Origin of the sequence: Nocardia sp. NPDC059764 (genome assembly GCF_042732555.1) — a bacterium.
Lineage (GTDB): Bacteria > Actinomycetota > Actinomycetes > Mycobacteriales > Mycobacteriaceae > Nocardia.
Map to the genome: position 1 here is coordinate 23277 of NZ_JBHWHH010000065.1, position 12023 is coordinate 35299.

Here is a 12023-nt window from a genome sequence, read left to right on the forward strand (position 1 = left end):
AGCTGCGTGCCGTGGACCCTCCGGAGCCACCGGTTGCGAGGGGTACATCTGTGTTGATCTCCTCTCGAAAATGGGGGATACCGCGTGCTACCGCCGCGAGCGTGGTGAGACCGCTTCAGGTATTCGCCGCAGCGGCCCGCTCGGCTGGGCGGGGAGAGCGATTTAGATCCCGCCCGGTGGGCCTGGAATGATGGGGCAATGCACGGCGCCCACGGTTTGCCAATCGACACCACCACCTCCCGGGAGCAGTTCCGGTCGCTCGCGGCCGATCACCGCGTGGTCCCGGTGATTCGAAAGGTGCTGGCGGACTCCGAGACTCCGCTGTCCGCCTACCGCAAACTGGCCGCCGACCGGCCCGGCACCTTCCTGCTGGAGTCGGCCGAGAACGGCCGCTCGTGGTCGCGATGGTCGTTCATCGGCGCGGGCAGCCCCAGCGCGCTCACCGTGGTCGACGACCAGGCCGCCTGGCTCGGGCAGACCCCGGCCGACGCGCCCGTCGGCGGCGACCCCTTGGAAGCGCTGCGCGAGTCGCTGCGGGTGCTGCGCACCGAGCGCCTGCCCGGCCTGCCGCCGCTGACCGGCGGCCTGGTCGGCTACCTCGGCTACGACACCGTGCGCCGGCTCGAACGCCTGCCCAGCCTGGCCACCGACGACCTCCAGGTTCCCGAGATGGTCCTGATGCTGGCCACCGACCTGGCCGCCTTCGACCACCACGAGGGCGCGATCACCCTGATCGCCAACGCGGTGAACTGGAACGGCACCGACGAGCGCGTCGACGAGGCCTACGACGACGCGGTCGCCCGCCTGGACCGCATGACCGAGGCCCTGGCCGCGCCCGCCGAGTCCACCGTCTCGGTCTTCGACCGGCCCGAGCCCGACTACCGCCGCCAGCGCACCTCCGAGGAGTTCGGCGCGGGCGTGCGCCGCCTGGTCAAGGAGATCGAGGCGGGCGAGGCGTTCCAGGTGGTGCTCTCGCAGCGCTTCGAGATGGACTACCACGGCACCCCGCTGGACCTCTACCGCATGCTGCGTGCTTCCAACCCGAGCCCGTACATGTACCTCATGCACATCCCGGACGGCTCCGGCGGCACCGCGTTCTCCATCGTCGGCTCCAGCCCCGAATCGCTGGTCACGGTGAAGGACGGTGTGGCCACCACGCATCCGATCGCGGGCACCCGCTGGCGCGGGGCCACCGAGGAGGACGACCTCCTGCTGGAGAAGGGCCTGCTCGAGGACGCGAAGGAGAACGCCGAGCACCTCATGCTCGTCGACCTGGGCCGCAACGACCTGGGCCGGGTCTGCGAGCCGGGCACCGTGCGGGTCACCGAGTACCGGCACGTCGAGCGGTACTCGCACGTCATGCACCTGGTGTCCACGGTGTCGGGCCGGTTGCGGGCGGGCAAGGTCGCGCTCGACGCGGTCCAGGCCTGCTTCCCGGCCGGAACGCTGTCCGGCGCGCCCAAGGTCCGGGCCATGGAGTTGATCGAGGAGCTCGAGCCCACTCGCCGCGGCGTGTACGCGGGCGTGGTCGGCTACCTCGACTTCGCCGGTGACGCCGACACCGCGATCGCCATCCGCACCGCGCTGCTCAAGGGCGGCACCGCCTACGTGCAGGCCGGCGCGGGCATCGTGGCCGACTCCGACCCGGAGTACGAGGACGTGGAATCGCGCAACAAGGCCATGGCGGTCCTCAAGGCCATCGCGGCCGCGGAGACCGTCCGCGCCTACCGCCCGAACGGCGCGGATCGATGACCGATTCGGAGTCCGATCCGGCGGACAGTCCCGAGACCCCGGAGAACCCCGCCACCCCGGCAAGCGCCGAAACCCCGGAAAGCGCTGGGGCGCAGCCGAAACGGACCCGGCCGATCGCGGCCGTGGCGCTGCTGGCCGTCGCCGCCGCGCTGCTGTGGGCGTCGTCGCGGATGACCTGGGTGACCGTCGAGGTGACCAGCGAGCTCGGCCCGCCGCGTACCGCCCACCTCAACGGCAGCACCTGGTTCGGCGCGCTGACGCCGCTGGCCCTGGTCCTGCTGGCCACCATCGCGGCGGTGTTCGCCACCCACGGCTGGTGGCGGCGTGGCGTGGGCGTGGTGGTGGCGGTGCTCGCCGCGGTGGCCGCGGTGCCCGCCTACGCCCTGTTGGTCCATCAGGGCAGGACCGGTGACCGGGCCGCCCGGCTGGCCGAGCTGCGGGCCTGGGAGCACCCCGGAACCGTGACCACCGCGTCATTGCCTGCCGTGCTGACGCTGGTCGGGGCGGTGGCGGCGTTCGTGGCCGGGCTGCTGCTGGTGCGCATGCCCCGCGAGACGGCCCGCATGTCGGGCAAGTACGACAGCCCGGCCGTGCGGAAGTCCGCGGCGGCCGAACAGGTTGCCCAGCATCACGCCGACCGGGGACCCGCGGAATCCGGGTCACAGCCGCCGTCGAAGGAGCAGTTGTCGGGTCGCGTGCTGTGGGACGCGCTCGACGAGGGCCTGGATCCGACCGACGACGACGCCGATCACTCTGCCGCGCAGGACGATCCGGGTTCCGGGGCCACGCGCGGGGAACACCACTGAGCTGGGCCGGACAGCGGCAGCGTCGCCGCTTCCAGCCCCGCCGTCAAGACCGGGAACATAGCCATTTACTCTTTATCAGCAGCGGTGAGACAGCGCCTGGGGGGATTCTCAGGCAGCAAGTCCGTCTCCCCAGAAAGGATTCGAGCCAGATGACGGTACTCGACTCGATTCTCGACGGGGTCCGTGCGGACGTGGCCGCGCGGGAAGCCCTTCTGGATTTCCAGGCCGTGAAAGCGGCCGCGGCGGCGGCGCGGTCCCCGCGTGACGCCAAGGCCGCCCTGCACGCCGAGGGCATCGGCGTCATCGCCGAGGTGAAGCGGGCCAGCCCCTCCAAGGGCGCGCTCGCCGACATCCCCAACCCCGCCGACCTGGCCCGCGCCTACGAGGACGGCGGCGCCCGCATCATCAGCGTGCTCACCGAGCAGCGCCGCTTCGGCGGTTCGCTGGCCGACCTGGACGCGGTCCGCGCCGCGGTCGACATCCCGGTCCTGCGCAAGGACTTCATCGTCGGCCCGTACCAGATCCACGAGGCCCGCGCGCACGGCGCCGACGTGATCCTGCTGATCGTGGCCGCGCTGGAGCAGGACGTGCTGTCCGCGCTCATCGACCGCACCGAATCGCTGGGCATGACCGCGCTGGTCGAGGTGCACACCGAGGAAGAGGCCGACCGGGCGCTCGAGGCCGGGGCCAGCGTGATCGGCGTGAACGCCCGCAACCTGAAGACCCTCGAGGTGGACCGGGATGTGTTCGCGCGCATCGCCCCCGGTCTGCCCAGTGAAGTGATCCGCGTGGCCGAGTCCGGCATTCGCGGCACCGCCGACCTGCTGGCCTACGCCGGTGCGGGCGCGGACGCCGTGCTCGTCGGCGAGGGCCTGGTGACCAGCGGCGACCCGCGCGCCGCGGTGGCCGAGCTGGTGACCGCCGGAACCCACCCGTCCTGCCCGAAACCGGTTCGCCGGGGACGGTGAAAGAAGCGATGACACAGACCGAAAAGCTGTCCGGCAAGAACACTCTCGGCCTGCCCCAGGCCAGTGACGGCGTCGCGCGCAAGAGTCACGAACCCGACGTGGGCGGCCACTTCGGCGTGTACGGCGGCCGCCACGTGCCCGAGGCGCTGATGGCCGTGATCGAAGAGGTCACCGCCGAATACGACAAGTGCCGGGTGGACCCGAACTTCCTCGATGAGCTGGACCGGCTGCAGCGCGACTACACCGGGCGTCCCTCGCCGGTGTTCGAGTGCAAGAACCTCGCGCAGCACGCGGGCGGCGCGCGCATCTTCCTGAAGCGGGAAGACCTGAACCACACCGGTTCTCACAAGATCAACAATGTGCTCGGCCAGGTGCTGCTGGCCAAGCGCATGAACAAGACCCGCGTCATCGCCGAGACCGGCGCGGGCCAGCACGGCGTCGCCACCGCCACCGCGTGCGCACTGCTGGGCATCGAGTGCGTCATCTACATGGGCGCGGTCGACACCGTGCGCCAGCAGTTGAACGTGGCCCGCATGCGCCTGCTGGGCGCCGAAGTCATCAGCGTGACAACGGGTTCGCAGACCCTCAAGGACGCCATCAACGAGGCGCTGCGCGACTGGGTCACCAATGCCGAGCAGACCTACTACTGCTTCGGCACGGCCGCGGGCCCGCACCCGTTCCCGCTCATGGTGCGCGACTTCCAGCGCGTGGTCGGCCTGGAGACGCGGCAGCAGATCCAGGCCCACACCGGTCGTCTGCCCGACGCGGTAACCGCCTGTGTCGGTGGCGGTTCCAACGCGATCGGCATCTTCCACGCCTTCCTCGACGATCCGGCCGTGCGCCTGATCGGCTACGAGGCCGCTGGCGACGGCGTCGAAACCGGCCGTCACGCCGCCACTTTCACCGGTGGCAGCCCGGGCGCCTTCCAGGGCGCGTACTCGTACCTGTTGCAGGACGAGGACGGGCAGACCATCGAATCGCATTCCATCTCCGCGGGTCTGGACTACCCGGGCGTCGGCCCGGAGCACGCCTACCTCAAGGACATCGGGCGCGCCGAGTACTACCCGGTCACCGACACCGAGGCCATGGACGCGCTCCTGCTGCTGAGCCGCGCCGAGGGCATCATCCCGGCCGTCGAGTCCGCGCACGCGGTGGCGGGCGCGCTCGAGCTCGGTCAGGAGCTGGGCCCGGAGAAGATCATCGTGGTCAACCTGTCCGGCCGCGGCGACAAGGACATGGACACCGCCGCCCGGTGGTTCGGGCTGTTCGACAAGCCCGAGGGGGATGACAAGTGAGCCAGCAGTCCCGTCTCGCCAACACCTTCGCGGCCTGCCGCGAGGAGAACCGCGCCGCGCTCATCGGCTACCTGCCCGCGGGCTACCCCGACGTGCAGGGCTCGATCGACGCGTGTAAGGCGATGGTCGAATCCGGTTGCGACATCATCGAAGTCGGCGTCGCCTACTCCGATCCGGTGATGGACGGCCCCACCATCCAGCGTGCCGCCGAACAGGCCCTGGCCGGCGGCGTGCGGGTGCGCGACGTGTTCAAGGTCGTGGAGGCCATCTCCCAGGCGGGCGGCAAGGCCGTCGTCATGACCTACTGGAATCCGGTGCTGAAGTACGGCGTGGACAGCTTCTCCCGCGATCTCGCGGCGGCGGGCGGTCTGGGCCTGATCACCCCCAACCTGATTCCGGAGGAGGCCGACGACTGGTTCGTGGCGTCCTCCACCCACAACCTGGACCGCATCTTCCTGGTCGCGCCGTCCTCCACCGAGGAGCGGCTCGTCAAGACCCTCGAGGCCTCGAAGGGCTTCGTGTACGCGGCCTCGACCATGGGCGTCACCGGCGCGCGTGACGCGGTGTCGTCGATGGCTCCGGCGCTGTGCGCCCGCATCCGCGCCCATTCCGACATTCCGATCGGCGTCGGCCTGGGCGTGCGCAGCGGCGCGCAGGCCGCCGAGATCGCCTCCTACGCAGATGGCGTCATCGTGGGCTCGGCCCTGGTGACGGCGGCGGCGCAGGGCCTGGACGCGATCCGGGCGCTGACCGAGGAGCTGGCGCAGGGCGTCCGCTCGGCGGCGGTCGCCTCCTGACCGAACGACCTCCTCGAAAGGTGTGTACCGAATTCGGTACACACCTTTCTTTTTGGCCGCGGATCACTCGGTGGTTCGCGGCCCGTCTCGTTCTGGACTGAGTGGAGCGGAGGAGCGAAGCGGGGAGCGGAGGGAGGGAAGAACGAGACCTCCAGGGCCGCGAACCCGCCCGGAGCGAAGCGGAGGGCAGATCAAACACTGCTACGGTGGGGACTCGTGACCATACGAGCCCTTGCCGAGAGCACCGGCGCCGATGTCCTGGCCTATATCCCCAGTCCGCCTCGCGGCGTGTGGTATCTCGGGCCGTTCCCGCTGCGCGCCTACGCGATCTGCATCATCATCGGCATCGTCGCGGCCATCTGGCTGGGCGAGAAGCGGTGGGTGGCCCGCGGCGGCGAGTCCGGCGCGGTGCTCGACATCGCCATGTTCGCGGTGCCGCTGGGCCTGATCGGCGGGCGGCTCTACCACGTGGCCACCGACTGGGAGAAGTACTTCGGCCCGCATCGCAAGGCCGACGCCCACTGGTGGGCCATCTGGCAGGGCGGGCTCGGTATCTGGGGCGCGGTGCTGCTGGGCGCGTTCGGCGCCTGGATCGGCTGCCGCCACTATCGAATCCCCTTGCCCGCCTTCGGTGACGCCATCGCGCCGGGCGTGCTGCTGGCGCAGGCCATCGGACGCTTGGGCAACTACTTCAACCAGGAGCTCTTCGGCCGCGAGACCACGCTGCCGTGGGGTCTGGAGATCTTCGACCGCTTCGACGCCAACGGCGGCTCCGACCCGATGAACGGCGTCTCCAACGGCGTGGTGGTGCACGTCGTGCAGCCGACCTTCCTCTACGAGCTGCTGTGGAACCTGCTGGGCGTCGCGATCCTGCTGTACGTGGACCGCAAGTTCCGCATCGGCCACGGCCGTCTGTTCGCCCTGTACGTGGCCATCTACTGCTTCGGCCGGTTCTTCGTGGAACTGATGCGCGACGACGAGGCCACCCACATCGCGGGCCTGCGCGTGAACACGTTCACCTCGGCGATCGTCTTCGTCTGCGCCGTGGCCTATTTCCTGCTCGCCACCAAGGGCCGGGAGACTCCCGCGCAGGTCCGGGCGGGCGCGGAACGCCCTTGGCCGTGGCAGTTCGGCGCGCTGCGCGCCTACGGGGCGGCCGTCGCGACCGAACCCGCGATTCCGGGCACGGATGCCGCGGCGAAGGAGTCCGCCGACGAGAAGTCCGGCGCCGGCGAATCCACTGACAAGACCGAATCCGCTGACGAGGCCGAATCCGAATCCGCCGACGAGCCGGTGCCTGCCGATGACGCGGAGCCCGCGGACAAGGCGAAGGCCGCCGAGGAGCCGGAGAAGGTCGAGGTCGCCAAGAAGTCCGACACCGCGGACAAGGCGGACAGCAAGAGCGATTCCTGATCATGGAATCGCGCGAATCCCGTAGCGCGGCGCGGTGATTCGGGAGACAATCGGGCATCGGCGGCCGCCGGTGCGGCCGTAGGGGAACGGGTCGTGCGCCATCGTGCTGGCGATCCTGTTCCCGCCCTTCTGTTTCCCGGGTTGCTGTTCCTGCTCATCAAGCAGCAGGTGGTCGCCGGATACGTGCAGGTCACCGTGAACAGCGCGGGCCGGTTCCACTCGGCGATGATCGCAGTGCGGAACGAATCCACCTTCCCGATGGTCATGCACCAGGTGAACTACGCGCGCACGCTCAGCGCCATATAGCGGTCGATTCGCTTCGCCCGGCAACGAATCCGCGACGGTACGCGATAATTCCTGCGTGACCGACCCTTTCCAGAAACAGCCGCCGCAGGACGGCCCGCAGTACGGCGCGCCCGGCACGGGCCCGCAGTACGGACAGCCACACGGCCAGCAGCCCTATCCGGATCCTCAGCAGTTCGCCGCGCCCGGCCAGCAGTTCGGCCAGCCGGGCGACCAGTTCGGCCAGCCCCAGCAGTTCGCGCAGCCGGGCCAGCCCTACGGCCAGCCGCAGCAGTTCGCCGCGCCCGGCCCATACGGTCCCTACGGCGGGGACCCGGAGGCCCCGTTCGGCCGGGATCCGTTCGGAGTTCCGTTGTCGGACAAGAGCAAGCTGACCGCGGGTCTGCTGCAGCTGCTGGCCGGCGGTTTCGGGATCGGCCGTTTCTACCTGGGCTACACCACGATCGGCGTGCTGCAGCTGGTCACCTGTGGCGGTTGCGGTATCTGGGCGCTGATCGACGGCATCCTGATCCTCACCGGCAAGGTGCCCGACCTCCAGGGGCGTCCCCTGCGCGACTGAGCGTCACCGCTGCGCGACCGCGCGCGACACTCCGCATGTCGGCGGCCGTCACTCGACCGGGTGGCGGCCGTTCGTGCATATCATCGGGCCGGAGCCGGATCCAGGTTTTCGCGCATCGTGATGGTTGCCGTGCCGCCCGGTCGGTCCGCGGCGTACCCTTTGTCGGTTGTTTGTCGCGTGTTCACTCCACACGCCCGAGGAGAGGTCCCCGTCGTGCGCCACAAGCTAGCCGCCGCCTTGCTCGCCGTCGTCGCCGCAGCCGGGCTCGTCGCCTGCAGCTCGAGCAAGGACGACGCGAACACCCTGAAGGTCGGCACCGAGGGCAACTACTCTCCCTTCACCTACCAGGACAACGGCAGCCTCACCGGCTACGACGTCGACGTGATCAAGGCCGTCGGCGACAAGCTCGGCAAGAAGGTCGAGTTCACCACCGCGCCCTGGGACTCGCTGTTCGCCGCCCTGGAATCCAAGCGCGTGGACCTCGTCGCCAACCAGGTGACCGTCAAACCCGAACGCGAGCAGAAGTATTCGCTGTCGCAGCCCTACACGGTCTCCGAGGGCGTCATCGTCACCAAGACCGGCAACGGCGGCATCCACGCCCTCACCGACCTGTCCGGCAAGACCTGTGCCCAGTCCGAGACCAGCAACTGGGCCGAGGTCGCGCGCGGCGCGGGCTGCAAGGTCGAGGCCATCCCCGGCTTCGTCGAGGCGGTGCAGCTGCTCAAGACCGGCCGCGCCGACGCCACCGTCAACGACACCCTCGCGGTGAACGCGTACGCCAAGCAGCAGGGCGCGGGCATCGTGCAGGTCGCCGGGAAGACCGGTGAGACCGCCAAGCAGGCCTTCGCCGCCCGCAAGGACTCCCAGGCCCTCACCGATCAGGTGAACAAGGCCCTCGACGAGCTGCGCGCCGACGGCACCCTGGCCAAGATCTCCGAGAAGTACTTCGGCACCGACGTCAGCAAGTAAGCGGCGCGGGGCATTTCGGACATGGACGACGCCACCTGGGCGCTGATCCGGCACAACCTGTGGCCCATGCTCGAGGCCACGGTGAACAAGACGCTGCCGCTGACCGCCGTCAGTTTCCTGATCGGACTGGTGATCGCGCTGTTCGTGGCGCTGGCGCGGATGTCGAGCGTGTGGCCGCTGTCGGCGGCCGCACGCGTGTACATCTCGATCATTCGCGGCACGCCGCTGCTGGTGCAGCTGTTCATCATCTTCTTCGGCCTGCCGGCGTTCGACATCGTGCTGGAGCCGTTCCCGGCGGCGATCATCGCGTTCAGCCTCAATGTCGGCGGGTACGCGGCGGAAATCATTCGCGCCGCGATCCTTTCGGTCGCCCACGGGCAGTGGGAGGCGTCGTACTCGGTCGGCATGAGCTACGCCCAGGCGCTGCGGCTGGTGGTCCTGCCCCAGGCCTCCCGCATCGCGGTGCCCCCGCTGTCCAACACGCTGATCTCACTGGTGAAGGACACCTCGCTGGCGTCGACCATCCTGGTCACCGAGTTGCTGCGCACCGCGCAGATGGCCGCCGCGCCCACCTTCGATTTTTTCGCCCTCTACGGCGTGGCCGCCATCTATTACTGGGTTGTCTGCCTCATCCTGGGATTCTTCCAAACCTTCTTGGAGACCCGTCTGGCCAGGCACGTCGCTCGATGACCTGCCGATAGCTGAACGGGTGCTTACAAGAACCGTATATGTGTGTGCCGGGGTCGGCATGAGCCTTACCACAGGTCTAGGGTTGGACGCGTGATGCGACGAACGAAGATTGTGTGCACCCTCGGACCCGCAGTGTCATCCGAGGACCGGATTCGTGAGCTCGTCGAAAGTGGCATGGACGTTGCGCGCCTGAACTTCAGCCACGGCGAGCACTCCGATCATGCCGAGAACTACAAGAAGGTGCGTGCGGCCAGCGATACCGCCGGTCGCGCGGTCGGCATCCTCGCCGACCTGCAGGGCCCCAAGATCCGGCTGGGCCGGTTCGAGGGCGACGGCAAGACGGTGTGGAACACCGGCGAGGAAGTCCGGATCACCGTCGACGACATGATCGGCAATCACGACCGGGTCTCCACCACCTACAAGCACCTGGCCAAGGACGCCAAGCCGGGCGACCGACTGCTCGTGGACGACGGCAAGGTCGGGCTGACCGTGCTGCGCGTCGAGGACAACGACGTGGTCTGCAAGGTCACCGAGGGCGGCCCCGTCTCCAACAACAAGGGCGTCTCGCTGCCCGGCATGGACGTGTCCGTGCCCGCGCTGTCCGAAAAGGACATCGACGACCTGGAATTCGCCCTGAAGCTGGGCGTGGACTTCATCGCGCTGTCCTTCGTGCGCTCGCCCTCCGACGTGGAGCTGGTGCACGACATCATGGACCGCGTGGGCCGCCGCGTGCCGGTCATCGGCAAGCTCGAAAAGCCCGAAGCCATCGACAATCTGGAGGCCATCGTGCTGGCCTTCGACGCCATCATGGTCGCCCGCGGCGACCTCGGCGTCGAGCTGCCGCTCGAGCAGGTGCCGCTGGTGCAGAAGCGTGCCGTGCAGATGGCGCGCGAGAACGCCAAGCCGGTCATCGTGGCCACCCAGATGCTGGAATCCATGATCACCAACTCGCGCCCGACCCGCGCCGAGGCCTCCGACGTGGCCAACGCGGTGCTCGACGGCGCGGACGCGGTCATGCTCTCCGGCGAGACCTCGGTCGGCGACTACCCGATCGAGGCCGTGCGCACCATGGCCCGCATCGTGCACGCGGTGGAGTCCGAGTCCTCGACCCGGGTGCCGCCGCTGACCCACGTGCCGCGGACCAAGCGCGGTGTCATCTCCTACGCCGCCCGCGACATCGGCGAGCGCCTCAATGCCAAAGCGCTGGTGGCGTTCACGCAGTCCGGTGACACGGTCCGCCGCCTGGCTCGCCTGCACACCCCGCTGCCGCTGCTGGCCTTCACTCCGCAGTCCGCGATTCGCAGTCAGCTGGCCTTGACGTGGGGCGTGGAAACGTTCATCGTTCCTCCGGTGGGCACGACCGACGAGATGATCCACCAGGTCGACAACGCGCTGTTGTCGATCGGGCGGTACAGCAAGGGTGATCTCGTGGTCATCGTGGCGGGCTCCCCGCCGGGTACTGTCGGGTCCACCAACCTGATCCACGTGCATCGCATCGGCGAGGAGGACCACTAATTTGAGTGCGTCGTTGGACGAGACGTCTGCGGACGTCGTCGCGGACCCCGAGGGGGCCGGGCTATCGGATGATCTGCGGGTGCTGTTGCGTCTGCTCGATCTCGAGGAGAACGGCCCCGACATCTTCCTCGGACATCACCCCGAGAAGGTGTGGAGCCGCACGTTCGGCGGCCAGCTGGTCGCGCAGGCGATCATCGCCGCGGGCCGGACCGTGGGACCGGAGCGGCCCATCCATGCGGTGAACGCGCACTTCGTGCGCGGCGGCGACCCGAAGCAGCCGATCGAATACCACGTCGATCGGCATCGCGACGGCCGCTCCATCGCCAACCGCACGGTGACCGCGTACCAGGACGGGCAGGAGCTGTTCGTCATGCTCGCGGCCTTCCAGGACTGGGGCAAGGGGCTCGAGCACGGCACGCCCCTGCCCGACGTGCCGGGGCCGGAAGGTCTTCCGCGCGTGGAGGAGTCGTTCGCGGGCATGGAGGACAAGCTCCAGATGTTCGTGGACGCACCGCATCCCATCGAGATGCGCTACACCAACGACCCGGCCTGGATCCTCAAAGGCAAGGGCGAGAGCCTCGGCCACAACCGGGTCTGGATGCGCACCGACGGCGCGCTGCCCGACGATCCGCTGATTCACGTTGCGGCGCTGGCGTATTCGTCCGACACCACGGTGCTGGACTCGATCATCACCACGCACGGGCTGTCGTGGGGCTGGGATCGCATCATCGCGGCGACGGTGAACCACTCCATCTGGTTCCACCGGCCCTTCCGCTTCGACGACTGGTCGCTCTACGCGACCGAGTCGCCGGTGGCGGCGGGCTCGCGCGGCCTGGCCCGCGGGCACTTCTACGCCACGAACGGCGACCTGCTGGCGACGACCGTCCAGGAAGGCGTGATCCGCCACTTCCCGGCGCGCCGCTGAGACACGCGACGGCGGGCCGCACCCCTCGGGG

Annotated in this window: 12 protein-coding genes; all 12 read left to right on the forward strand. The window is 69.2% G+C overall.

Annotated elements, in window-relative coordinates; genetic code table 11:
- Window positions 1-198 precede the first annotated feature (198 nt).
- The 12 genes from ACFV4K_RS16715 (at window position 199) to ACFV4K_RS16770 (ending at window position 11992) form a co-directional block, all read left to right on the forward strand.
- Window positions 199-1752, forward strand: a complete 1554-nt coding sequence (locus ACFV4K_RS16715; protein WP_379275712.1) for an anthranilate synthase component I — start codon at window positions 199-201, stop codon at window positions 1750-1752.
- The gene (locus ACFV4K_RS16720) at window positions 1749-2558 is read left to right on the forward strand and encodes a TIGR02234 family membrane protein (protein ID WP_379275713.1); all 810 of its coding nucleotides are present in this window, start codon (window positions 1749-1751) and stop codon (window positions 2556-2558) included. Before ACFV4K_RS16715 ends, ACFV4K_RS16720 begins: the two co-directional genes overlap by 4 nt.
- A 149-nt stretch (window positions 2559-2707) precedes the next feature.
- Window positions 2708-3526: an indole-3-glycerol phosphate synthase TrpC gene (trpC, locus tag ACFV4K_RS16725; protein WP_213560553.1), complete on the forward strand. Its 819-nt coding sequence runs from the start codon at window positions 2708-2710 to the stop codon at window positions 3524-3526.
- A gap of 8 nt (window positions 3527-3534) precedes the next feature.
- Window positions 3535-4821 (forward strand): tryptophan synthase subunit beta, encoded by a 1287-nt coding sequence (gene trpB / locus ACFV4K_RS16730; RefSeq protein WP_379275715.1) that lies wholly within the window; start codon window positions 3535-3537, stop codon window positions 4819-4821.
- Window positions 4818-5618, forward strand: a complete 801-nt coding sequence (gene trpA / locus ACFV4K_RS16735; RefSeq protein WP_379275717.1) for a tryptophan synthase subunit alpha — start codon at window positions 4818-4820, stop codon at window positions 5616-5618. Before trpB ends, trpA begins: the two co-directional genes overlap by 4 nt.
- 216 nt (window positions 5619-5834) lie before the next feature.
- Window positions 5835-7031, forward strand: coding sequence for a prolipoprotein diacylglyceryl transferase (lgt, locus tag ACFV4K_RS16740; RefSeq protein ID WP_379275719.1), 1197 nt, complete (start codon window positions 5835-5837; stop codon window positions 7029-7031).
- 93 nt (window positions 7032-7124) lie between these two features.
- Window positions 7125-7337: a hypothetical protein gene (locus ACFV4K_RS16745; RefSeq protein WP_379275721.1), complete on the forward strand. Its 213-nt coding sequence runs from the start codon at window positions 7125-7127 to the stop codon at window positions 7335-7337.
- 55 nt (window positions 7338-7392) lie between these two features.
- Window positions 7393-7893, forward strand: coding sequence for an NINE protein (locus ACFV4K_RS16750; RefSeq protein WP_379275722.1), 501 nt, complete (start codon window positions 7393-7395; stop codon window positions 7891-7893).
- A 213-nt stretch (window positions 7894-8106) separates the two neighbouring features.
- Window positions 8107-8862: a transporter substrate-binding domain-containing protein gene (locus ACFV4K_RS16755; protein ID WP_379275724.1), complete on the forward strand. Its 756-nt coding sequence runs from the start codon at window positions 8107-8109 to the stop codon at window positions 8860-8862.
- Window positions 8863-8883: 21 nt separating this feature from the next.
- Window positions 8884-9552 carry an amino acid ABC transporter permease gene (locus ACFV4K_RS16760; protein ID WP_379275726.1) on the forward strand — a complete coding sequence of 223 codons (669 nt, stop codon included), beginning with the start codon at window positions 8884-8886 and terminating at the stop codon, window positions 9550-9552.
- 90 nt (window positions 9553-9642) lie between these two features.
- A complete protein-coding gene (pyk, locus tag ACFV4K_RS16765; RefSeq protein ID WP_379106899.1) occupies window positions 9643-11067 on the forward strand; it encodes a pyruvate kinase in 1425 nt (474 codons plus the stop codon).
- Between the two features lie 13 nt (window positions 11068-11080).
- Entirely contained in the window at window positions 11081-11992 is a 912-nt protein-coding gene (locus tag ACFV4K_RS16770; protein ID WP_357098034.1) for an acyl-CoA thioesterase II, read from the forward strand.
- Window positions 11993-12023: the final 31 nt, after the last annotated feature.

Excerpts from the sequence above, each read along its gene's own strand:
- ACFV4K_RS16715 (WP_379275712.1), top strand. The coding sequence starts at position 199 with ATGCACGGCGCCCACGGTTTGCCAATCGACACCACCACCTCCCGGGAG.
- trpB (WP_379275715.1), top strand. The coding sequence starts at position 3,535 with ATGACACAGACCGAAAAGCTGTCCGGCAAGAACACTCTCGGCCTGCCC.
- ACFV4K_RS16760 (WP_379275726.1), top strand. The coding sequence starts at position 8,884 with ATGGACGACGCCACCTGGGCGCTGATCCGGCACAACCTGTGGCCCATG.
- trpC (WP_213560553.1), top strand. The coding sequence starts at position 2,708 with ATGACGGTACTCGACTCGATTCTCGACGGGGTCCGTGCGGACGTGGCC.
- ACFV4K_RS16720 (WP_379275713.1), top strand. The coding sequence starts at position 1,749 with ATGACCGATTCGGAGTCCGATCCGGCGGACAGTCCCGAGACCCCGGAG.